This is a genomic window from Nostoc sp. (assembly GCF_036917155.1).
Classification (GTDB): domain Bacteria; phylum Cyanobacteriota; class Cyanobacteriia; order Cyanobacteriales; family Nostocaceae; genus Nostoc.
Genome location: NZ_JBALDZ010000223.1, coordinates 12,171 through 35,310, shown reverse-complemented (window position 1 = coordinate 35,310; position 23,140 = coordinate 12,171). Strand labels below are relative to the sequence as shown.

At 41.9% G+C, this 23,140-nt stretch carries 17 protein-coding genes and 4 pseudogenes; 10 read left to right on the top strand and 11 right to left on the bottom strand.

All coding sequences use genetic code 11. From position 1 onward, the window contains the following. The first annotated feature begins 237 nt into the window (after positions 1-237). From V7K67_RS29565 to V7K67_RS29545, 5 genes are all read left to right on the top strand, one after another. Positions 238-1,857 (top strand): FAD-dependent oxidoreductase, encoded by a 1,620-nt coding sequence (locus V7K67_RS29565; protein ID WP_335169565.1) that lies wholly within the window; start codon positions 238-240, stop codon positions 1,855-1,857. A gap of 305 nt (positions 1,858-2,162) precedes the next feature. Continuing rightward, positions 2,163-3,737: a GMC family oxidoreductase gene (locus tag V7K67_RS29560; protein WP_335169563.1), complete on the top strand. Its 1,575-nt coding sequence runs from the start codon at positions 2,163-2,165 to the stop codon at positions 3,735-3,737. Between the two features lie 31 nt (positions 3,738-3,768). After that, a complete protein-coding gene (locus V7K67_RS29555) occupies positions 3,769-4,125 on the top strand; it encodes a hypothetical protein (RefSeq protein WP_335169561.1) in 357 nt (118 codons plus the stop codon). Positions 4,126-5,143: 1,018 nt separating this feature from the next. Further along, positions 5,144-5,509: a hypothetical protein gene (locus V7K67_RS29550; protein ID WP_334706928.1), complete on the top strand. Its 366-nt coding sequence runs from the start codon at positions 5,144-5,146 to the stop codon at positions 5,507-5,509. Positions 5,510-5,576: 67 nt separating this feature from the next. After that, complete coding sequence (locus V7K67_RS29545) at positions 5,577-7,205, top strand: iron uptake porin (protein WP_334730272.1); 1,629 nt, start codon at positions 5,577-5,579, stop codon at positions 7,203-7,205. A 40-nt stretch (positions 7,206-7,245) separates the two neighbouring features. On the opposite strand, the gene V7K67_RS29540 is transcribed toward V7K67_RS29545, so the two are convergent. The 7 genes and pseudogenes from V7K67_RS29540 to V7K67_RS34625 all read right to left on the bottom strand — a co-directional run. Next, complete coding sequence (locus tag V7K67_RS29540; RefSeq protein ID WP_334730271.1) at positions 7,246-7,521, bottom strand: hypothetical protein; 276 nt, start codon at positions 7,519-7,521, stop codon at positions 7,246-7,248. 167 nt (positions 7,522-7,688) lie between these two features. Continuing rightward, complete coding sequence (locus V7K67_RS29535) at positions 7,689-8,660, bottom strand: chlorophyll a/b binding light-harvesting protein (protein WP_335169558.1); 972 nt, start codon at positions 8,658-8,660, stop codon at positions 7,689-7,691. 110 nt (positions 8,661-8,770) lie between these two features. Continuing rightward, positions 8,771-8,878 (bottom strand): annotated as a pseudogene (locus tag V7K67_RS29530) (chlorophyll a/b binding light-harvesting protein); the annotation flags it as partial. 387 nt (positions 8,879-9,265) lie between these two features. Next, positions 9,266-10,021, bottom strand: a complete 756-nt coding sequence (locus tag V7K67_RS29525; protein WP_335169556.1) for an alpha/beta fold hydrolase — start codon at positions 10,019-10,021, stop codon at positions 9,266-9,268. A 69-nt stretch (positions 10,022-10,090) separates the two neighbouring features. Continuing rightward, complete coding sequence (gene fldA / locus V7K67_RS29520) at positions 10,091-10,603, bottom strand: flavodoxin FldA (RefSeq protein WP_335169554.1); 513 nt, start codon at positions 10,601-10,603, stop codon at positions 10,091-10,093. 403 nt (positions 10,604-11,006) lie between these two features. Beyond that, positions 11,007-11,342 (bottom strand): annotated as a pseudogene (locus V7K67_RS29515) (chlorophyll a/b binding light-harvesting protein); the annotation flags it as partial. A gap of 428 nt (positions 11,343-11,770) precedes the next feature. Then, positions 11,771-11,860 (bottom strand): annotated as a pseudogene (locus tag V7K67_RS34625) (transposase); the annotation flags it as partial. 141 nt (positions 11,861-12,001) lie between these two features. On the opposite strand from V7K67_RS34625, the gene V7K67_RS29510 reads away from it, so the two are divergent. Further along, a complete protein-coding gene (locus V7K67_RS29510) occupies positions 12,002-12,304 on the top strand; it encodes a hypothetical protein (RefSeq protein WP_334730267.1) in 303 nt (100 codons plus the stop codon). Positions 12,305-12,408: 104 nt separating this feature from the next. On the opposite strand, the gene V7K67_RS29505 is transcribed toward V7K67_RS29510, so the two are convergent. After that, positions 12,409-14,937: a mannose-1-phosphate guanyltransferase gene (locus V7K67_RS29505; RefSeq protein WP_334730266.1), complete on the bottom strand. Its 2,529-nt coding sequence runs from the start codon at positions 14,935-14,937 to the stop codon at positions 12,409-12,411. Between the two features lie 519 nt (positions 14,938-15,456). Between V7K67_RS29505 and V7K67_RS29500 the strand changes: the two genes are divergently transcribed. After that, positions 15,457-15,741: a peptidase gene (locus tag V7K67_RS29500; RefSeq protein WP_334706916.1), complete on the top strand. Its 285-nt coding sequence runs from the start codon at positions 15,457-15,459 to the stop codon at positions 15,739-15,741. A 101-nt stretch (positions 15,742-15,842) separates the two neighbouring features. Here the strand turns inward: V7K67_RS29500 and V7K67_RS29495 are convergent, their stop codons facing one another. Both V7K67_RS29495 and V7K67_RS29490 read right to left on the bottom strand, forming a co-directional pair. Next, entirely contained in the window at positions 15,843-17,540 is a 1,698-nt protein-coding gene (locus V7K67_RS29495) for a glycosyltransferase family 39 protein (RefSeq protein WP_335169567.1), read from the bottom strand. Between the two features lie 252 nt (positions 17,541-17,792). Continuing rightward, positions 17,793-19,037: a glycosyltransferase gene (locus tag V7K67_RS29490; protein WP_334730265.1), complete on the bottom strand. Its 1,245-nt coding sequence runs from the start codon at positions 19,035-19,037 to the stop codon at positions 17,793-17,795. A 736-nt stretch (positions 19,038-19,773) separates the two neighbouring features. Here V7K67_RS29490 and V7K67_RS34620 point away from each other — a divergent pair. From V7K67_RS34620 to V7K67_RS29480, 3 genes and pseudogenes are all read left to right on the top strand, one after another. Further along, a pseudogene (locus V7K67_RS34620) lies at positions 19,774-19,931 on the top strand (ISL3 family transposase); the annotation flags it as partial. Positions 19,932-20,076: 145 nt separating this feature from the next. Next, on the top strand, positions 20,077-21,657 hold the full coding sequence (locus V7K67_RS29485; protein ID WP_335169551.1) for a glycosyltransferase family 39 protein: 1,581 nt from the start codon (positions 20,077-20,079) through the stop codon (positions 21,655-21,657). Between the two features lie 365 nt (positions 21,658-22,022). Then, a complete protein-coding gene (locus V7K67_RS29480) occupies positions 22,023-22,502 on the top strand; it encodes a hypothetical protein (RefSeq protein WP_334730263.1) in 480 nt (159 codons plus the stop codon). A gap of 89 nt (positions 22,503-22,591) precedes the next feature. Here the strand turns inward: V7K67_RS29480 and V7K67_RS29475 are convergent, their stop codons facing one another. Next, entirely contained in the window at positions 22,592-22,789 is a 198-nt protein-coding gene (locus V7K67_RS29475; protein ID WP_335169549.1) for a hypothetical protein, read from the bottom strand. Positions 22,790-23,140 lie beyond the last annotated feature (351 nt).

Sequence of the window (23,140 nt, the reverse complement as noted above, 5' to 3'; positions counted from 1 at the left end):
TTGAAACATCGTGGCTGACGCCATCTCGTTTCAAATATTTTTATCTCTTTTCATAAATAAATTTAGGGGCTTTAAACCCTGTATTCGGGGCTAAATTTTTTTCTGTTCCCTGTTAAGAGTTCCCTGTTCTCGCCCCGAAGGGGCTTGGTAAAAAGTAAAAAGAAAGAATACTTATAGTGCAAGCTTTTTACCCATCGATTCAGTAATTACGAATTACGAATTATTTAAGGTTTGATTATGAAACAGGTAGAAGCAGTTGTTGCCAATATTAACGATCTAAATAATGGTGAAATGCGACAAGTTTCTGTCGGCGAGATAGAAATTTTACTGAGTCGAATCGATGGAAAGTTTTATGCTGTCGGCGCACATTGCGCTCATTATGGCGCACCACTGGCAGATGGGGTGTTAAGTGGAGAGCGTGTTATTTGCCCTTGGCATAATGCCTGTTTTGACGTGACGACTGGCGATCAACTAGAGCCACCGGGCTTAGATTCTTTAGCTCGTTATGAGGTACGCATTGAAGGTGAAAATGTCATTGTCAGCGTCCCAGAGCAAACTACAGGATTACGTAGCTTACCGCCGCAGGCATCGCCCACAATGGCACAATTCAACCCCAACGTTGATGGGCGCACATTCGTTATTTTAGGCGCAGGTGCAGCCGGTATTCATGCCGCAGAAGCTTTGCGAGTAGCTGGATATCAAGGGCGAATCGTCATGATTACCAAAGAAGACAAGCTACCCTACGATCGCACCAAACTAAGTAAAGCTTACTTAACTGGTAAGGCATCCCCAGATGAGATGCCCCTGAAATCGCCCGATTTCTTCCAAGAAAACGCCATTGAAGTGCTGTTGAATCACCAAGTTGAACAGGTGCAAACCACAAATAAAGCGATCGCCTTTACTAATGGTGATTCGTTAACCTATGATGCCTTACTGATAGCAACAGGCGGAAAACCACGCCAGCTAGATATTCCCGGCGCAGACTTGCAAAACATTTTCACATTACGCAGTTTTGCTGATAGCGATCGCATTTTGACAGCCATCAAGCAAAAAGAAAAAGCGATCGTCATTGGCTCCAGTTTTATCGGTATGGAAACGGCAGCGAGTCTGAGTCAGCAAGGCTTACAAGTAACCGTGGTTTCGCCGGATTCTGTACCTTTTAAGAAAACCTTGGGTGAGGAAATCGGCAAAATCTTTCAGCAAGTCCATGAAGAAAACGGTGTTTCCTTTAAGTTTGAGAGAAAAGCGGTAGAATTTACGGGAAGCGACAAAGTAGAAGCCGTCATTTTAGATAATGGCGATCGCTTGCAAGCAGATGTTGTAATCGTCGGCGTTGGCGTACAACCTGCAACAGACTTTCTTGAGGGTGTCGAATTGTATCCCAAAGACGGCAGTGTTGTTGTTGATGAATACTTATGTGCAGGTGATGGCATCTACGCCGCAGGTGATATTGCCCGTTATCCCGATTGGCGTACAAGCGAATCGATTCGCGTTGAACATTGGCGAGTCGCAGCACAGCAAGGGCGAATTGCAGCTCATAACATGGCAGGTAAACCAGTTAAATTTAGAGGACTGCCCTTTTTCTGGACGATGCAATTCAAGTTTTCGTTGCGCTATATTGGACACGCCCAGAGTTGGGATGAAATGATTGTACATGGGGATTTGCAAAAGCAGCAATTCGTTGCTTTTTACATCAAAAACAATCAAGTCTTGGCAGCTGCAACCAGTCATCGGGATACAGAAGCAGCAGCTATCTCAGAATTGATGCGCTTGAATCAAATGCCAACTGTTGAGGAATTACGACGTGGTGCGGTTGATTTGATTCAGCGACAGCCTGAAGTTAGTAGCAAGCGCTAGTAGTCTATCGCATTAATTTTGATGGTTAAGAAAACGAACCGCAAAGGACGCAAAGAGGAGGCAGCGCGGTCTTGGGGGTTTCCCCCATAAGTGACTGCCGTCGCAAAGGAAGAGAAAAAAGAGAAATTGAAAACTGATTCACCTCTCAAAACTTTTGCGATAGATTGCTACTTATTTGTGCCATTAATTTTAATGGGCAACTCATTGCTAATTTTCTTTCTTCGTGTACTTTGCGTACTTTGCGGTTCGTTCCTCAAATCTCTCAGAATTAACGCGATAAACGATTAGTACACAAAATTCAAAATATGACGAACATCACAGAACACTACGACATCATCATTATCGGTACAGGAGCCGGTGGAGGTACATTAGTCCACCGCCTCGCACCCACAGGTAAAAAAATTCTCGTGCTGGAACGAGGCGACTTTTTGCCGAGAGAGAAAGCTAACTGGAATCCAGAGGAAGTTTATCAAAAACATCGCTACCATACTGATGAGCAATGGTATAACAAAGAAGGTAAAGCCTTTCAACCTCAGACAGGCTACTGGGTTGGTGGCAATACCAAACTCTACGGTGCAGCCTTAATTCGATTGCGGGAGCGAGATTTTGAAAGGGTAATTCATAAAGGAGGAATTTCTCCAGAATGGCCTTTGAAGTACTCAGATTTTGAGCCATACTACACGCAAGCAGAAAAGCTATATGACGTGCATGGTCAGCAAGGAGAAGACCCCACCGAACCACCTCGCAGCGAACCATATCCCTATCCGCCAGTCAGTCATGAGCCAGATATGCAGTCTCTTGCTGATAGCATTCGCGAACTAGGTTATTACCCATTTCACCTACCACTAGGATTAAAGCTGAATGAAAGCGATCGCCTAAATAGCCCCTGCATTCGCTGCGATACTTTTGATGGATACCCCTGTTTAGTACAAGCAAAAGCCGATGCTGATGTCAACGCCATTCGTCCGGCTCGTGAAAAGTATGCCAATGTTACTCTTTTAACTAATACTAAAGTCTTGCGGCTGCATACCAGTGAGTCGGGGCGAGAGGTTACGAGGGTAGAAACTGAAATTGGAGGAGAGCAACATTGGTTCACAAGCGATCTTATGGTTGTTGCCTGTGGTTCTGTCAACTCAGCTGCCTTGCTGTTACGCTCTGCTAATGACAAACATCCCAACGGATTAGCAAATAGTTCCGATCAAGTGGGGCGGAATTTCATGAAGCAACTGGAAACGGCCATAGTTTCCATACATCTAGAAGTGAATCACGCCAACTTTCAAAAAACCATCGCTGTCAACGATTTTTACTGGGGAGAGCCAGATTTTCCTTATCCGATGGGCATGGTGCAGAATACAGGTAATGTCCTTGCCGATATGATTCCCGGAGAAGCACCTCCACTTATGGCTCCATTTGTCAAGCTGATTCCTCATTTTGAGCGCCATTTGCTGGCCGAGCGATCAGTTGGCTGGTGGTTGCAGACAGAGGATTTACCAGATCCGAATAATCGAGTTCGGGTGGTGGGCGATAAGATTCATGTTGACTATACACTGAATAATATCGAAGCAAGCGATCGCTTAATTCACCGATGGACATCTGTACTCAAGTCAATCCCTCACTCTGCTAAACACGTCTTGCCATTTAGCCTTTATCCCCGCACTCATCTACCAGAACAAGCAGTAGCCCATCAATGTGGTAGTTGTCGATTTGGCACAGATCCCAAAACCTCAGTTCTTGACATCAATTGCCGTACTCATGATGTCGATAATCTCTATGTGGTAGATAGTAGCTTCTTTCCGTCAAATTCTGGTGCTAACCCTACACTCACGATTATGGCAAATGCGTTGCGTGTTGGCGCTCATCTAGCTGAACGTTTGAAGTAGAAAGTTTATTATTTCTAGGATGGACAAATTTATGAACGATCAACAGACTGATTTAGAAACGCAAAATCAAAACTCAAGAGAAACATCATCTTCTAATACTCATCCGATTGCGACGGGATTGGGAGTTGTAGGAGGTGGGATTGCTGGAGCCGCACTAGGTCGCTCAATTGGTGGTAAAGTTGGTGCCGCGATTGGTGGAATTGCGGGTGCGATCGCACTTGGAGTTGCAGCCAATGAACTGGTTGTTTATGCAGAAGAATTTATTGAGGAACTTCAGCCGACTATTAGTTTGGGATTAGGTGCCGATCACAAACCAATTGAATTACCTCTTCATTACAGTTGGGAAGAATTACAAGCACTATCAAAACCCCAAGGCTGTTTTTATTAGTCACGACCTCATTGAGCTATATCAGCCAATCAATACGCTTAAACTTTAAAATTTCATAGTTATTTCATTGTTTTGTGAAAGCTTAAATTGTATTTACAATACCTTTATTACGTAAATATGATGAGCGTAGACATCGCTGTTTGGGAAAACTTTCTACATGATGCTCATCTAGGTAAACAGACCAAATAAACCCTCCAGCAACTTAGTTCTTTACCTAGACAAATATCATGATGCAGCACGGGGGATGTTCGAGCGATGTTAAAGTTGTTTTTTGACTGTGTAATTTACGACGGTAACAGAGCTTGCCGAAGTGCGAATAGGCTATCTACGTCCCAGATTTTAGCACCTCACTATTTTCGCGTTGTTCTCGGTGTAAGAGAGCAACGCGAAAAAGTGAGGTCGCCTGTGGCTTTAATGAATCAGCCCTGCGTTTATTGGGGGGAAACAGGAATCTAGTAGTCTGTCCCAAAAGTTTTGAGAAGTTAGTGGTGTTCAGATCCCCGACTTCTTCAAGAAGTTGGGGATCTAGCAGCCCAACAAAATTAATGGGACAGACCACTAGACCTGTGTGTATACCGTAGCCAATCCATCGGGGAGGGTTAGGGTGGGATAAAACTGACGCGAAAAACCAGGTGAGTAAACTATTTCAGACTTGTGTGTACACGGTTGCTCCTTTTAGGAGAGAGGTCAGACTGTATTAGACATCTGGTGAAAATGAATGTAGAGACGTAGCAGTGCTACGTCTCTACAAGGATTCTGGGTAACGCATATTTAATTTCTGGAGATGTCTATTGCTTCCATTCGAGAACCGCTATAAAGCACAGTAACTGAAAATAACCAGCATCCCTCAACTTCGACAGCTTGTCTTTTGACACAAATTCAGTTTCAGCAAAAAATGTAGACATAAAAAAACGCGTACATATGACAATTAATGCCTCACCTCAAATATTTTTCAAAGCCCTTCATCTTCCTCATTTCGACATTGATAGCTACGCCCGTACTTGCTCATACCGTACAGATGTCAGGCGATGTTGGAGCTACCTTTCATATTGAACCCAATGACAATCCCCAGGCTGGAAAGCCTTCGCTTGCTTGGTTTGCTTTAACTCACAGAAGTGGGCGCATCATTCCCCTATCGCAATGTAATTGTCAGCTCGCAGTATATACGGTTCCTCATGAGAAAAATGCTCCGCCTCTGATCAGTCCAATCTTAAAACCTGTCAATGGCGATCGTTATCAAGGGATTCCCGGTGCTGAAATTACTTTCCCCACAGTCGGAGAATACGAATTAAAACTGAGTGGATACCCTAAAAAGAATACTGGATACAATGGTCGATTTATACCTTTCACGCTAACCTACAAGATTATCGTTGCCGGAAGTTAAGTAATTTTTCCAACAATATTTGAGGTGAAAGTTACTGAATCTGCCATCAACAATAAGAAGTAAGATTATGGGTCACAAGTTCAAAAATATTGCAATTATTTTCCAGCTAACCTTTGGATTACTACTGTATTTTTCACATCCTGCTTTTGCTCAAACATCAGCGTCAGTGCTACCAGCAAAACAGGATAAACCATTGGTAAACGACACTGCCGAAAATACTGACCAAGGGCAGGTGACTTCGGTATCCCAACTCTCAGATGTTAAACCTACTGATTGGGCTTTTCAGGCATTGCAATCCTTAGTAGAACGCTATGGATGTATCGCCGGATATTCTGACTCAACCTATCGTGGTAATCGTGCCCTCAGCCGTTATGAATTTGCAGCTGGTGTCAATGCTTGTTTGAGCCGGGTGAATGAATTACTAGCTTCCACGACAGATAGTCTAGTGAAAAAAGACGACTTAGCGCTGTTGCAAAAGTTACAGGAGAGTTTTGCCCCAGAACTGGCGACCCTACGCGGTCGGGTGGATGCGCTGGAAGTGCGTGCTGCCACTGTAGAAAAGCAACAATTTTCTACAACGACGAAGCTGTATGGTAACGCCCTCTTTTCCTTGACGGCTATTGGGGGTAACAAACAGGCTGATGGTAGTGGCGCACCGGTGAGTCGTAATCTGATTGCCAGTGATTTCCTGTGGCTGACTTTTGATACCAGTTTTACTGGTAAAGACCTGTTGAGAACTCGGTTACAAGCCAGCAATACGCCTAATTTGAGTGTTGCCACAGGCACAAATATGGGACGGTTGACACTAGATGATTATGACAGCCCTAATCAACTGACTTTAGCTAAATTATCGTATCAATTTAAGGTGGGAGACAAACTCTCCATCCATATTGGTGCAAATGATGAACTACATGAAATGCTGGATGACGATGTGGATGCTGTTTCCCCTCTGGGCGATCATGTTAATGGTTCCATCTCACTCTTTGGGCAGTTCAATCCCATCTTTGCTATCGGGGGGGAGGATGTTGCCGGTGGTTCCCTCACTTATGAGTTTAGCAAGGCTGTGAGACTTAGCGCCGCATACGCTGCTGGTGGCAATAGCAATAATCCAAATTCGGGACTTTTCGGCGGGACTTATGTAGGTTTGGCTGAACTTACCTTACGTCCAATCGATCATTTGACTTTTGCATTCACCTACACACATTCTTACAGTGCTGACGATGATGAGGCGAACAATGCGCTCGATACTGGTACAGGCAGTATCAATGCCAGCGACCCCTTTAATGGCAGTCCTACTTCAGCTAACTCCTATGGTATAAACATGGCTTATGATGTTAGTCGTCAATTCACCTTGGCAGCATCGGCAGGCTTTACATACGCCCATGCCGAAGGAGGTGACAATCAGGGAGCCAATGCGGACATTGTGAACTGGTCGGTAACAGCAGCGTTTCCCAATTTGGGTGGAGAAGGAAACTTAGGGGGGTTTGTGATTGGACTACCACCAAAGGTGACTAGTAATGATGTTGCAACTCGCGTAGATCCCAATAGCTCGCTGGAATTAGAGTTGTTTTACCGCTATGCTATCAATGACGCTATTGCGGTAACACCAGGACTAATTATGGTTACAAATCCAGAACAAAACAGCCATAATGACACAATCTATATTGGTACAGTCCGAACAACCTTCTCTTTCTAGGCGTTTGAGTAGCATCCATAGCTGGTGTGTTTCAATAAACTTAACAAAGCTTTCGCCGACCCTTGTTGCAAGCATTACAAGAAGCAGTTTTCGGCTCAAAATCAATACAGGCGATCGCTTCCTCAGAACAAGCTTTTTTTGGGTATACAGTACATTTGAGGCGGTAGTCGTTAGTGAAATATTCGCAACCAGAGCAAGGAATCTCATGCAGAGTTTTTAAATGAATTATTCCTTTTTTTAAGGTTAACCAGAAACTCGAAATAAATAGAATCATTACTGTCCAAGTGCAAAATGCACACAAAATCATCGCTAACATTTAGTTATCCTCATAAAAATTTCAAAAAAATGCCCGCAGTCCACAGATGTTCACCGCAGGCATAGGAGTTTATCTAGCTAGAGTTGAGCGAAACTTAATTAAGGTAATACCAATTTGAAAAAGACCATTTGTAGAGACGCGATGAATCGCGTCTTCAATTCTTCGATTCATCGCGTCTTCACTTGACGCAGCGATCGCCAAGAATGCCAAACATAACCGAAGAAGGCAACTACACCAAGGAAAAACTGAATATCTGCCAATCCTAAACGTTCAGAACCGTAAAATTCTCTGGGAAAAACTGTCATGTTATATCCCACGAACGCGGTAGAAATCCAAGCCATTAAAGCTAAACCCAGCAAGTTATAAGAAAGAATTTCTTCACCATTTTCAATTGGTAAAATTCGTCTTACCCAGGTAAAAGGTTGTACAATAATATGCCATGCACCACCAGCAATTAAGATGAAGCCAATCCAAATGTGACCACCAATGACATCTTCTAAATTATCAACACTTGCCATCCCTAAAGGAGTCCAGTTACCATCTTTCAGACCAACTAAGTAACCAAAAATTGTTCCTGGATTTAAATTGGGATTGCTAATCAGGCGGACATTTCCCAAATTAGTATCATAAATTCCGCCAAAAATTGTTGCCTTTAGCACTAGCAAAAATGCTCCCAAACCCAGGAGAATTAGGTGATGACCTAAAATTAAACCCAATTGCTTTGGATCATTCCATTCATAGTGAAATTTTGCCGTCTGTCCACCGACATTATATAGAATTGCTGGAGCGCGAAAAACATGAAAAAGTCCACCTGCACCCAATACAGCAGATGCAGCTAAATGCAAAATGCCAATTACAAAATAGGGGTAGGTATCGACTACTTCACCTCCAGCACCGACACCCCAGCCCAAAGTTGCTAAGTGGGGTAACAAAGTCAATCCCTGTTCATACATTGGTACGCTAGGAACAAAGCGCGTAACTTCAGATATTGTGATTGCTCCTACCCAAAACATAATTAAGCCTGCATGAGCAATGTGAGCGCCTAATAATTGACCAGATAAATCAATTAAACGGGCATTACCGACTAACCACGATAAATTTGTGTCTGCTGCTAAGGTTCTATCAGTTGTAACTGTCATAGTTAAATACTTTTAAAAGTAGGGAGTGGGGAGTAGGGAGGAATTCCTAACTTTTAATTCCTAACTCCTAACTTTTAATTCCTAACTCCTAACTCCTAACTCAGCACTTGTTACGATTCGCTACCAATGGCATTTAATGCCTTTTCAATTCGCCTAAAGTCAATGCCAATTGCTCGCAGAGCGTGCCACAGATGACCTTGCAAGAAGAAGAAAGAGACTCTTCCAATTCACCGCAGGCTAAGGATTGTCGTCAGATATAGCAACGGACAGGAGGCTTAGTACACGTAGCGAAAAGACCGAAATAAACTCTGCGTTACTTTGCGCTCAACTCTGCGCCCCTTTGCGTTTCAATAAACTTGTCCTAACAGCTTTGGCGACTGCTATATCACTTCTTGCCACATACTCTGCTTATTGACAGCTAATTACCAATTATTGAGATTAAAAATTTAGTTTATTGAAAAATTATTCCTATTTAGATTGAATCTTTACAAAACGTAATCATCAAAACTGGAGGAAAAATAGGCAACGCAAGCAGAGCGACAATAGTAACTATCACCGCTCGAATGCAAGCAAATATTAGTTTTTAAGAGTGGGTTATTCTGCCTTTATGAATATGTAGAAGTGCTAAAAGATAGTGGAGATGCTACCAGTAAATGGGGATGGTGATGTTGCCAAAAACTCAAAATCTGTTCGCCAACCTGTTGAGGATAGAAGTAGTGAAAAAAATGATATCCTTGTGGGCATTCCCACAGTTTATCTTCTGGCTTGAACCAATTCAACCAGTCATGTAATGCAGGTAGATTGACTACCGAATCGCTCTTGCTACCACATACCATCATTGGCATAGAAACTCCACCCTTGGGTAAATAAACCAACTTAAACAAAGAGTGTGATGATGGAGATTGTTCTAAATCTTTATCTAAGGCGGCGACTAACTTCTTAGTAGTATGAGGTGGTTGGTTTCCAAAAAGACTGCGAACGCTGCTTGCCAAAACTAGTTCACGGCTGATGTTAAAAAGTTGTCGTTGAAAGTAATAGTGAGCTTGCCAATTGTTTGCAGGTTGAGCCGCTACAGCCAGCAGAGTGAGCGATCGCACTTTTTGGGGAAATCGCCGCGCAAAGGTTAAGGCGATCGCACCACCCATACCATGACCGGCTAAATGCACGGGGCGATCGCGCCGTTCTAAAAAGTCATATAGCAACTCCACAGCTTGATCTATGGAACTAGCTTCATCTTTAGTTTGCTGGTATTCCCACTGGGCGACACTCGTATACCCAGATAAATATTCAAGTAATGGTTTATCAAAACGCTGCAAAGCAGGACTAGCACTTAACCATAAAACATCAACTGGATCGGACATATAATACCTATAAATTCTAAATTATCAATTTCAATAAAGGCGCACAGCTAGCTGTGCGCCTCTATTAGGCTACAAACCAAATTCTGTCTTCAACTGAGCAACCCAAGTTTTAATTCGCTCATCTGTTAACTCAGATTGACTACCTTGATCAAGTGCCAATCCGACAAACTTGTCATTTCTCAAAGCTCTAGAATTCTCAAAGTCATATCCCTCAGTTGGCCAGTAACCGACAGTTTTACCGCCTCGCTGGGAAATTTTTTCTTCGATAATTCCAATTGCATCCTGGAAGTTATCGCTATAGCCATATTGGTCTCCATCACCAAAATAGGCAACCAGCTTACCACTAAAATTTATTTCATCGAGCTCGGAGAAAAAGCCTTCCCAATCGCTCTGAAGTTGACCAATATCCCAAGTGGGAGAGCCAATAATCAGCAAGTCATACTCATCAAAACTGGTAGTATCTGCCTCGTAAATGGGATGTAATGTTACAACATCACCACCAAACTCATCCCGAATTTTTTCAGCATCAGATTCAGTGTTACCAGTTTGAGTACCGTAAAACAAACCAATTTTTTTCGACATATTGTCACCTGATAAATAAATAGTTGTGCCTTCAAAATGATTTATGCAACAATAGACATTCGTCCTGCACCTAAACCTGACCAAGCCCCTTCGGGGCGGGAACAGGGAAGAGGGAACAGGGAACAGTGCAAGAATTAGCCCCGAAGATTTAGGGTACAAGCCCCTAAATTTATTTATGAAAGAAATAAAAACATTTTTTAAGGGGACGCGTAGCGCAAGAAAAAATACGTCCTTGTACAAATCCCCTAATTTTAATTATGGGGATTTCCCTGTTCCCTGTTGCCCGTTCCCTGTTCCCTTTTAAATAAGTTGATGCAACTATGTCCACCGATGACATCTGTTAGATTGCCTCCCCACGAGTTGAACGGATGACTCTACCCTTTGAGAAGTCAAATCCAGCAGCGCGTAAAGCGTGCCAGAGAAGTCCCAAGAAGGCGGAGCTAATTAGGTTCAATACTCCAACGACGAAGTAGGGATAGGTATCTACTATCTGTCCACCATTTCCTACACCCCAGCCGAGGGTTGCGAGATGAGGCAATAGAATCAACCCCTGTTCGTACATTGGTTGCACTCTGTTGAAGTGGGCAAGTTCAAATAGGGTTGTTGCACCAGCCCAGAGAACAATTAACCCCGCATGAGCAACATGAGCGCCCAAAAGTCGCCCTGAGAGGTTGGTTAACCGGGCATTCCCTGCCCACCAGGGAATCGACTCTGGTGTTTGAACAGCCACCCTTGTCATGGCATTACCTCCTAAGAAAGTTTACAAATAGCTGAGATATATGATTGCCTTAATGATATCTATATCAATAAGCCTGAGGATATCCTATCAGACTTATTGAAAATTCTTTTCATTAATGCAAATCAACTTTTGTAAAGTATTTCAGGAAAAAACTGAAAGCTAGACTCAAAGCGATATGAGACTTGATTTTAGAGGAGTTTTATGGTACGGCTCATTGCCTAAATAAAGTACTATAAGTCGATAAATTTACCGTACTTTTATATTAAGAGTGAATGACGCACTCTGCAAGAGGATAATTTAAATACAAACAGAAATTGCCCCTTATAAGGGAGATGCTGAAAACCCCTGAGAAACAGCAACGTAGTTGCGTATTTCGTACTTCAAGTGCTTGGGTTGAAAGCTAGCAACACCGTTTACGGTGTTCCGATTTAATCTTTTTGGTGTGCAATATACTCTATTACATTTTTTGTAGAAATATTACCAGCAGTGGAAACAAAATAGCTAGGTGTCCATATTGTAAAGACGGCGATTCATCGCGTCTCTTGTCTTAACCGAAAAGTATTGCCTTACGATATCCTCACAAAACATTCCTGATAATTACTGGTTTCAAAAATCACTTCGGTAAACGAAGCTAGAGGAGGTAAATTTTTTGTGGATATATGAAATTAATCCAAATATTAAAGGTAGCTGTAATTCCTGTTTTGACTGTATTTAGCTTTGTGTCTACATCAAATACAGCACTAGCTGACTATTTAAATAGTCAGGGTTCAGGAGGTAATTACCGTTATGAATTATGGTCTAGCGATGATAATAGTGGTTACTACTTGAAAATTTGGTCAAATGAATCAAGTCCAACAAGTAGCCCATACACTACAAATAGAGGATTTGCTTCTAGTAGAGAAGCTCTAATTTATTTTGATTGCAATTACGCTAAGAGAAGTTTACCAGAATGTCCTCGATGAGAATTGTGAACACCTCTCAGCATAATTCGTAATTATTCGTAGTTCGTAATTAAAGAATTCAATTACGAATTACGTTAGCGTAGCGGGGCGTAGCCCGTTATAAATTACACTTCGGCGGGTTGATATTCTTGTTGTCTTTCCACAAACGACTGCACACGGGCGCGGTAGTTTCTCACAGTCTCATCTACCCATTCGCGATCGTTGCTATTTGCATACAAATGCACCAGTGGTTCGCTGGCATCTGGTAAAACTAACAGCCAACTATCATCATAAGGTTGACAAATTTTCACTCCATCGATTAACTCTAGGTTTTGGGCTGGATGAGTTTCCACTAAGTAACGCATCAAAGCACCCTTAGCCGTCCACGGACAGCGGACTGTATAAGTTTTGTGAATTACACGGGGCAATTCCGCTCGCGCAGCAGCAAGTGATCGCTCCTGTATAGTCAACATCTCAATTATCTTGGCAATGCAGAACATGGAATCAAATCCCGGATGCAGTTGCGGGAAAATAAAACCAGTCTCTCCACTACCTCCTAAAACCACATTTGGGTTTTTCTGACAAGCCTCCATTAAAGCTGTCGGGTTGGCTTTAGTGCGAATCACTCTGCCATCATGGCGACGGGCGACTTGTTCAATCGCACTGGAAGCATGAACTGGTACTACTACTGTTCCTCTGGGGTTAGCCGTCAGAATCATGTCTACCATCAGTGCTGTTAAAGTTTCTCCACGAATTGGGTAGCCTGATTCATCAACTAAAATTAGTTGTTCCCCATTCGCAGATACTTGCACGCCAAAGTTAGCTTTTAATGCTTCCACAACATGACCTAACTGAGTCAGCAATCCTTCGCGGTCAGTGATTGACATCGCCGTTTTATTGACACTGGCATTCAACACCACTGCATCAGCACCAAATTTATCTAACATTTGGGGTAAAACTGCCCCCGATACGGCATAAACATAGTCAATCACCACTTTTGCCCGACTGTTGCGGAGTGTATGAACATGCAACAGTTTCTCAAAAGCTGTGCAGTAGCGCTCCATGACTTGGCTAGGATAAGATACATCGCCAATTTCATGAATTAGCGCCCGCCGCATATCCTCCTTAAAGTAAGCCCCTTCAATTTTCTTTTCCAGGGCTTTGGAGATATTAATGCCCTTGGCATCCATGAATTCAATCAAAATGTAGTCAGGGCGATCGGGGTGTACCCGCACATGGATACCACCAACTACCGACATTGTAGGTATAACTGTGCGGGCAATGGGAATAGCTGTGGCATCAAGGTTTTGAATATCAATACCTACTGACATTAAACCAGCAATGAGCGATCGCGTCACCATTCGAGAAATATTACGTTGGTCACGGGAAACCGTTACCTTAGAACCAGGTTTCAAGGTAGAACCGTAAGCAGATCCCAATTTCACAGCGAATTCTGGGGTGATGTCAATATTAGCTAATCCTTGGACACCACGTTGCCCAAATAAATTTCGTTGGGCGGTATTCCCCCAAATCAAGTTAATGTTTAAAACTGCCCCTGACTCAATTTTTTTACTGGGCCAAACACGCACACCAGGGCTAATTTGAGCTTCTTCTCCCACCGTTGAAAGGGAACCCACAACAGCAGCTTCTAATACATGGGCGCGGCGGTCTACACGAGTACCACGGGAAATCACACAGGCAGAAAGATGCGCTTCTTCGCCAATAAATGCCCCATTCCACACTATGGGACGTTTGAGATTAGCATCAGCGCCAATAGTGACATTATCCCCAATTACGGTTCCCGCCTCAATTTGGACTCTTGCCCCAATGCGGCAATTATCACCAATTACTGCCGGGGTTTCAATCACAGCAGTCTGGTCGATGTAAGTATTTTGGCCTACCCATAACTCATGAGAAACTTCTTTGTAGGCAAAATCGAGATTGACTTTCCGATCTAGAGCGTCATACTGAGCCTCGCGATAAGCATCTAAGTGACCAACATCACACCAGTAACCTTGGGCGATGTAACCATACATTGGCTCATCTTTTGCTAGTAGTAAGGGGAATAAGTCTTTGGAAAAGTCACATTCAATGTTTGCTGGCAGATATTCCAAAACTTCTGGTTCGAGAATGTAAGTACCAGTATTGACGGTATCGGAAAAAATTTCACTACTAGAGGGTTTTTCTAAAAATCGCCGAATTCGTGCTTCTTCATCGGTAATCACCACCCCAAACTCAATCGGGTTGGGAACCCTGGTTAAAATCAAAGTAGCTTTTGACTTCTTTTGTTTGTGAAATGCGATCGCAGCTGTGAGGTCGAAATCTGTTATGCTATCACCGCTAATGACTAAAAAAGTTTCATCAAGAAGTTCGGCAATGTTTTTCACACAGCCAGCTGTACCCAAAGGCTGATCTTCTTCGACTGCATAAGTCATCTGGACGCCAAAATCGCTGCCATCTTGAAAATAGTCTCGCAAGACATCAGGTAAATAATGCAATGTCGCAATAACTTCTGTAATTTGATGTCTTTTGAGTAGATTGATAATATGTTCGGCAATTGGTCGATTGAGAATCGGCACCATCGGTTTCGGCAGATCGCAAGTTAATGGGCGAAGCCGCGTTCCCGAACCCCCTGCCATCAGTACTGCACGCATAAATTCTCCTTAACTAATTACAGCCTTCGCTGCTGCAAGACTTATGAGATATTTTTATTCTTCCTTCTTTAGTCTCCTATGGATATTGATATTTGAGGAACTTCCATAAGATGCATCTGGATTGGGGTATTCCCGGATTTTTCACCAATGCTCAAAGCCTGTGCTTGTGCAGGGGAGCAGGGGAGCAGGGGAGCAGAGGAGAGTTCAATGTGCCAAGTTCAATCCCCTCCGCCCCTCTGCCCCTCTGCCCCTCTGCATTTCAAACTTGTGAGAAATGCGGGTATTGGGCATCTGACCGAAACAGAATAAGGATACAGAGCAACTAAATTTGTGTATGGAGAAGAAAAAAATATATTTCGAGACGCACTAAGCGAACAAAACTTGGGTAGTGGTCTGAATCCCCGAACAATTTTCCCAGTCCCTAATCCCCAGTCCCCAGTCCCTTTTTCAATTTGCATTTTAGGTGAAATTGAGCCTAAATTATATTGGTAAAAAGTTTCTACTGACTGGAGAATTACTATGAAACGTTCATTTCGTAAGTATCATCGGATCTTTGGCATCATCCTATCTGTGCCACTTGTTTTAACTGTATTGACTGGGATGTTAGTAACGTTTGTCCGCGAGTGGTCTATTGGTATAGGAGTTCCAGCTAGCTTCCTCTTAGGTATCCATACAGGCGAAATTTTTCATCTTGAAAAAATCTACCCAATTTTGAACGGATTAGGACTTCTGGGATTGTTGGGAACAGGATTAAGTATGTCTGGTTTATTTGGTAAAAGGACTCGGCAAAATCCTAAGAATTAAACTAAGAAGCTAAGTACCTATCAACAAAGACTTCACGAGTGACGATAATATCTCCTCCATGAGTTTTAGCAATCGTATCGGCAATAGCTAATTCCAAAATATTAATTCTGCTGACAATGATAAAGTTCATATTCGTAGCCATTGACACTTGGTAAAGATTGAGTATCAGATATAACGCATGTTTTGACGGCTTCTTTAATAGGAGCGTGAAAGTTTACCAGCCATAAGTCAAAAGGTCGTGGTAATTTATTTAAAGTACTTTCTAGAGCGATGGTGGAGGTATTCGCGTCTTGGTCTTGATGGGCAAGGAGAAATAGAGGTTTTTGGAGTGAATTGGCAAGTTTCATCTCCCTAGCTACCCCCATCATTTCCCCAGTATGTATATAAGTTTTGTGGGTAGTGGCAATCAGTACTGGCACTGGGGATATTTGTTGAATTAGTTGCACAAACAGGTCAGGGCGATAATATTTGTGATAGCCGAGATTGCAGAATACTGTAACTGCACTCAAAAATCCCATTGACCAAATTAATATCACGGCTTTTTTGCCATTTATTCCCCATCTACCGATGGTTTTGATGCCATTTTTGCCTGGTTCTCTTCCCATCAATTCCTTGGGAGGATGCCAATAAGCTGCAAGACTTGCGCCTAGTAAAATAACGATCGCAGGAAAGTAAACAAAGTTATAACGAGCGCCTCTGGTTAGATCGATTCCCAAAAAGTAGGTAAAGATAAAGAATAAAGCGATCGCACCGATGGCGACTCCGATAAACACCTGAATCATCATCCCGTTTTCTGGATGCTGTAGTTGAATCTTAATCCCACGTAGCAAAATTGGTACTGCCCAAATAAAGAAAATCAACATCACCACTCCAGAAGGAATCACAACCAATAGCTGTGAAGATTCCACTGGTAATAGGCAAATCATGGCAATCAATGTTCCTAAAGCCTGAAAAATTGGGCTTAACCAATCTAGTCCAACGTGTGAACCTCGAATCCACTCAGTCAAATTATCACGATTTTTATTCTCTAAAAAGATTGGTAGCCAAATTAAACTCGCGACAAAAGTACCTGTAGCCACAGCATAGATGCGCCGCCAAGGAAGGGAGAAGAGGAGAGAAAATTTCAGGTTAGTCTGCAATTGAAGCCAAGCAAGAAAAATTAAAACTATCGCTTCTGTGCAGAGAGTCAGGGTAAATAAGTAATGAGTAGCAACACCTAAAGCATTAATGCCTACCCACAAAAGTGCTATCCAGATGGGTAAAGGTGTGCGATTTTGAATATGACGTGTGGCAATTACTAAGCAGGTGAGGGAAGCAGTTACCCATAAGGCTGCCAAACTGTAATGACGCGCTTCTTGTGCTAAAAATACACCGTAGGGTGATACTGCCATCATGGCAGCAGCCAAGTGTCCGACTAATAATGAACGAAACGCTACTCTACCTAATAAGTAAATACATGGAATGGAGGCAGCGCCGAGGATCGCTGGTAGTAATCGCGCACCAAACAACGACACTAATCCTCCGTCGCTGGGAAATAATTTCATCCACAGGTAAGCCAGCACAAAATACAGTGGTGGATGGTTATCTTGTGTAACTAAGTTATCAACCACATCACCAATACTAGCCGCTGGGTTTAGTTGCAGTGGTTGCAATAAGGTATCAGGTGCGATCGCTTGATCTAAGGGTACTCCTAAAAAAGTATTTCCCAAGCTAAACACCAAGGTGGAAAACTCATCAGTCCAAGGAGGTTTTGCAGTCAAGTTGGCTAGACGCAAGCTGAGGCCAATGAGCAACCACATTAAGTTCAGCAAAGAGTGAACCCAGAAAGGAGGAAGTCGAGCCTGCCAATTATGCCAATGCTTGTGTTGTAAGCCATGTTTGGCAGAGACAAGTAGCAACGAGATAATTTTTCTGTAAAAATAAAATGCACCTGGAAAAAGAACTCTCATTGCTGGGCCTCACACGAATGGATTTGTAGATTTGACGCTGAAGATTGAAGTTCGTTCTAAAATCTAAAAACAAAAATCAAAATCTCAAATCCCTCGTTGTGATTATTTCACGTCGGTGACGCGCCAGCTAAGTTTCAAATTAATCCAGAAATTCCAGATAGTAGCAACTGCGATCGCAATAAAGTTGGCAATATAACGGTTATGAATAAGAAAATTGAATACCAAATTCAAGATCAGTACATTCAATACCAGTCCAGCCAGGCAAATGGCGTTGAATTTCAAAAACCGCTTCAGGCGTTGATGCCATTCTTGCTGTCTGGCGCTGACATCAGCAAATGTCCAAGCGTCATTCCAGAAGAAATTATTTAAAATCGCAATCTCACCCGCAATAATTTTGCTGCGTGTCAGTGGCCAAGCCAAGGTAGTGGGATCGCTGAGTAAGTAAAGTATTGCCATATCCACAAAAACGCCACTAAAGCCAACTAATCCAAAACGGAGAAATCGACTGACGGGGAAATTGACTTTTTTCCTCAATTGTCCTACTCGCCCTGTGGAAAGCCGCAACCGCACTAAGTGGTGGATGTAATCTATATATTGCTTCCATGTCACCTTACTCTCGCCCTCTTTGCGTTCGCGGAACACATACCCAACTTCGGCAACTTGGTTTACCTTTCCCCGGCCGATTACTTCTAGGAGAATTTTGTATCCAACTGGATTGAGTGTTGCATTAGCGATCGCACTCCGGCGTACCATAAAATAACCACTCATGGGGTCAGAAACTCTGCCCAGTACCCCCGGTAAGATTACCAAGCCTAACAACTGAGCGCCACGAGACAAGAAACGCCTCACTACACTCCAGCTACTAACACCGCCTCCTTCCACATGACGGCTGGCTACTGCCAAATCTGCTCCTTGCTCAACACTACGCAACAGTTGCATCAGCACCTCTGGCGGATGCTGCAAATCTCCATCAATCACCCCCAACACATTCCCCGTAGCTGCTTGCCACCCACGAATCACCGCTGACGACAGCCCCCGTTCCTGTTGACGTCGCATCACCCGCAACTGGGGGTATTCTGTCGTCAATGATTGTGCTATTTCCCAAGTTCGATCTGGGCTATCATCATCTACCACTATTAGTTCGTAGTTTCCTGGAATAGATTCATCCAGTAACTGACTCAAGATGCTGACTACATTCTTGATGTTGTCACGCTCTTTATAAGTAGGAATTACTAGAGAAAGGTAGATAGATTCACCACTTATACCCAAATGGTTGGGAGGCAACTCTGAAATCTTTAGTGGGCCAGTTGGTACTATTAACAGTGAGTTGGATGAGTTTGTCTTCATATTCCAAATTGCAGAACGACGATGTGTAAAGTCCGTAGAAAATAGAGCCAAACGTCTGCTGACTTTATTAACTGAACCTAGTTACTTAAAACTTGAGGAATACTTTTGCTACAGTTAACTGTTCTGAAAGTTTAGTAATTCCCGCACTTCGATATCACACTATTTTTCTAAATTTAATCTAAACTTTGCATTCTGCTACTAATTTTATGGTAATGTCTGTGCTGTTAGATATATTTTACATAAGTATACTGTACCATTAAGTAAACTAAGTCAATAAATATACAGATAATTCAGCTAATTTTTATAATCTTTTAATAAAAATATGGATAATATCAAGTGAATATAAAGTATTCGTAAATTTTGTTAATATAATTCCACACCATATTATTATTGTTAATCCCATCAAGAATAATGGTTTTTCAGTGCTTAGTGATGCTAAATCATTAGTTATACTTAAATAATACAAACAATTATATTAGTACATACTGAGTAAAATCTCTGATATAATTACTTGTTAAATGTGAGTACAAGAAAAAGATTTTTGGTGTATCGACAATCATGGTCAAACAATTTTGGATTTTAGATTTGCAATTTTGGATTGACCTGACCACAAGGGTACAGGGCTTGGTGATTTTAGATTGGCAATTTTGGATTTGTTCCGCTTGACTTCGGGCGGGGCATGAACCGAAATCATCTAAAATCTAAAATCTAAAATAGGTACGTCAAAAAAGAGGATATTAAAATTCTTACGAGCTTCTTGATTTAAAAAATGTAAAAGTTGTGTAATATTGTCTTCATATTGGAATCGGAATTATTTTACAAACCGAATCAACAAAATCATACAGTACATGTCCTCGCTGTGGTACAAAAAGCTATAGATTATACCAAGATAACGTTATGGATGCAGAAATTTTGATAATTTCCGAGTTAGATGCTTGTTAAATTGTCATTTAAATTATTAGCTAAACATACTACTATCCTGAAGAACCAATAAAATTTTACCATCGGTTATTAAGGCTTTGAGGAGATTGAAAGCTGCATGAAAAAGCAATTGTCACAGAACTGGATTATTTCTAAATCTTGGTTACGTTTTTTAATGATCATTATATTAGTAATAGGTGTATTTTTTCGCTTCGTAAATCTTGACAGGAAAATTTACTGGAATGATGAAGTTTATTCATCATTACGCATATCTGGTTATCTTGAGTCAGAGATGAATGATCGGTTACGCAATGGTCGTTTGGTCAGTCTTGAAGATTTGCAGAAATATCAATATCCTAATTCTGAAAAAAACACAATTGATACAATTAAAGGATTGATTTCAGAAGAATCGCAGGTGGTGCCACTATATTTCGTGATACTCCGGTTTTGGGTAGAGTGGTTTGGTAATTCTGTAGCAGTTATAAGAAGTCTTTCGGCATTCATTAGTCTGCTCACCTTTCCTTGTCTTTATTGGCTATGCAAAGAATTATTTGGATCTTCACTAATAGGTTGGATGTCCATTGCGTTGATAGCCGTTTCACCTATTCACGTTTTGTATGCACAAGAAGCACGAACATACAGTTTATGGATAGTAGCCATCTTAATATCGAGCATTGCACTGCTGCGAGCCATGCGCCTTAAAACAAAGGTTAGTTGGTGTATTTATGCAGCAACATTGTCATTAGGATTTTATAGTCACTTATTTTTTACTTGGATTGCTCTTGGACAGGGAGTTTACGTAGCTGTAATCGAACGCTTTAGATTGAGTAAAACATCGATTAATTACTTGTTCTCAGCGCTTGCAGGGGTTATAACTTTTCTGCCTTGGATTTGGATTATTATTACTCACCCTACTCCTGACAAACTAAGTTGGGCAAATGCTAAACAAACATTATTTGAGTCAGCTATAAGGTGGGTTGGGATTATTAGTCGTGCTTTTCTAGATGTAGGTATTGGCTCTAGCGAACCGCTGAAATTTAATATTGCCTTAATTTTTTGTATTTTCATTATTCTAGCTCTAATTATCTACTCAATTTATGTTCTTTGCCGAAGAACCTCTAAAGAAGTTTGGTTATTTATCCTAATCTTGATTGGATCTGTAGCGCTTCCTCTACTGGCAGTAGATTTATTATTTGAAAAACAATCCACTAGTACTCGATATTTACTTCCAGTCGTTTTAGGTATGCAGTTAGCTGTTGCTTACCTATTTACCATTAAATTAACGTCTATTTCTCCTAAAATTTGGCAAAAGAAGCTATGGTCACTTGTAGTTTCCATAGTACTTATCAGCGGTATCGTATCTTGTATGCTCAGTTCTCAAGCCCAGCTATGGTGGATCAAAGTCCCTCAAAGATACCAAGAATATCCCGAAATCGCTAACATTCTTAGTAAAACTAATAAACCGCTTTTAATTAGCGACGCTGACATGATTTTCATCCAAACACTTGGTCATTTACTTGACCCAAAAGTGCGATTTCAATTCGTAGCTCAAGAGCAGCTACCAGAGATTACTAATGGCTTTACTGACATATTCTTGTTCAAGCCTTCTGACTTCTTAAAGGCTGGGATTGAGAAAATTTATAACTCAAAATTACAGCAGATAGACAGGTCACTCTGGAAAATAACAAAATCCACTTAAACCAACAAGATACGATCGAAATCTAGCAGTTGGGATGCTCCCTTTGAATATGACTCGTAGGTTAAAAATTAATATCAGTTAGAAACCGCGTCTACACAAACAAAAGCTACCGATCCTGGGTTTCAAAACCTTGATTTGTCCTTAGTCCGCAGAGGCGGACAATGCCAGTGTAGCCGCGAATTCCATTCGCCAGGGCAAAAGTAGACACCAATGAGCAATGCTGTGCCCTTACGACAGATGTGGTTCAAATACATAAAAACTGCTGTAATCCCAAATTCCTAGTACTTAATCCCCAGTCCCCAATCCCCTCATTTACTCGTAATATTGGATACTATATTCTCAGTTTTATTGCTGTTGGGGTATTAATGTCTGTTTTACATAAATATACTGTTCTTGCTCCTGTTAGCCTGAGCATTGCTTTGTTCGTTACTAGTTGTAGCGAAAATAAAGTCTCACAGTGCCAGCGACTGATTCGAGTTGTAAATGCCGGAACCTCTCTGATTGATAAAAATAAAGGAACCCAAGTGACAACCAGCATACAGCTATCTAAAGATTTAGAATTTGTAACTAAATCCATTGGGGAACTGAACTTAACAGATCCGAAACTGAAAGAATTTCAAAGCGGTTTTGTCAAGATTTTTCAAAATCTCAGTCAAGCGATAGCTATTGCAGGTAGAGCGCTTGGTACAACCAAAACAGCAGAAGCATCCGCATCTGGTAGAGAAAAAATTCAAAAGGCTAGAGCCGAAATTGATTCAACACTGACAACAGCAGCTACAACTGTTGGTAAACAATCAGATACGTTAGTGAATGAAATGAATAAGTATTGTAATCAGCCTGAATAATTTATCTGGGGGATTGGGGATTGGGTATTGGGTATTGGGGACTGGGTATTGGGGACTGGGTATTGGGGAATTAGATTAAATGTTAGGGTTCAACTAGTTTTTTCCAGTCCCCAGTCCCCAGTCCCTAGTCCCCAGTCCCCAGTCCCCAGTCCCCAGTCCCTAGTCCCCAGTCCCCAGTCCCCAGTCCCCAGTCCCCAGTCCCCAGTCCCCAGTCCCCAGTCCCCAGTCCCTAGTCCCCAGTCCCCAGTCCCCAGTCCCTCAATACGGTTCGGATAAGTATTTTTCACTTTCCTTGTGGTCTGAGAAAAGGGGAAAGGATGTATTTAAAACCTTTCCCCTTTTCCCTTTAACCGAACCGTATTAGCACAGAGGCAATATTGCAATTAAAAAAGTCCATCATCAGAAGTTATTCGTGGCGTTTTTGTCGCTCAGACTTCCTTTCGGTGGTAGATTTTCCTCTGATGATTTTCTGGCTATACTAGGGCTTAAGCTGATTGATAAATTTCATCCCCCAGCATGAAACATACAAAAAACTCTAAGTTTTGGATATATATCAGTGTACATTTACTTTTAGCTGACACAAAAATCATGTCGGATGTTGGAGGAAATTAATTTTTTTCGTGTCTACAAAAACTCGA

Coding starts and splice junctions, on each gene's coding strand:
- V7K67_RS29560 (WP_335169563.1), top strand. CDS start 2,163: ATGACGAACATCACAGAACACTACGACATCATCATTATCGGTACAGGA.
- V7K67_RS29535 (WP_335169558.1), bottom strand. CDS start 8,660: ATGACAGTTACAACTGATAGAACCTTAGCAGCAGACACAAATTTATCG.
- V7K67_RS29505 (WP_334730266.1), bottom strand. CDS start 14,937: ATGCGTGCAGTACTGATGGCAGGGGGTTCGGGAACGCGGCTTCGCCCA.
- V7K67_RS29500 (WP_334706916.1), top strand. CDS start 15,457: ATGAAACGTTCATTTCGTAAGTATCATCGGATCTTTGGCATCATCCTA.
- V7K67_RS29485 (WP_335169551.1), top strand. CDS start 20,077: ATGAAAAAGCAATTGTCACAGAACTGGATTATTTCTAAATCTTGGTTA.
- V7K67_RS29495 (WP_335169567.1), bottom strand. CDS start 17,540: ATGTGGTTGCTCATTGGCCTCAGCTTGCGTCTAGCCAACTTGACTGCA.
- V7K67_RS29510 (WP_334730267.1), top strand. CDS start 12,002: ATGAAATTAATCCAAATATTAAAGGTAGCTGTAATTCCTGTTTTGACT.
- V7K67_RS29545 (WP_334730272.1), top strand. CDS start 5,577: ATGGGTCACAAGTTCAAAAATATTGCAATTATTTTCCAGCTAACCTTT.
- V7K67_RS29565 (WP_335169565.1), top strand. CDS start 238: ATGAAACAGGTAGAAGCAGTTGTTGCCAATATTAACGATCTAAATAAT.
- V7K67_RS29555 (WP_335169561.1), top strand. CDS start 3,769: ATGAACGATCAACAGACTGATTTAGAAACGCAAAATCAAAACTCAAGA.
- fldA (WP_335169554.1), bottom strand. CDS start 10,603: ATGTCGAAAAAAATTGGTTTGTTTTACGGTACTCAAACTGGTAACACT.
- V7K67_RS29540 (WP_334730271.1), bottom strand. CDS start 7,521: ATGTTAGCGATGATTTTGTGTGCATTTTGCACTTGGACAGTAATGATT.
- V7K67_RS29525 (WP_335169556.1), bottom strand. CDS start 10,021: ATGTCCGATCCAGTTGATGTTTTATGGTTAAGTGCTAGTCCTGCTTTG.
- V7K67_RS29490 (WP_334730265.1), bottom strand. CDS start 19,037: ATGAAGACAAACTCATCCAACTCACTGTTAATAGTACCAACTGGCCCA.
- V7K67_RS29550 (WP_334706928.1), top strand. CDS start 5,144: ATGTCAGGCGATGTTGGAGCTACCTTTCATATTGAACCCAATGACAAT.
- V7K67_RS29480 (WP_334730263.1), top strand. CDS start 22,023: ATGTCTGTTTTACATAAATATACTGTTCTTGCTCCTGTTAGCCTGAGC.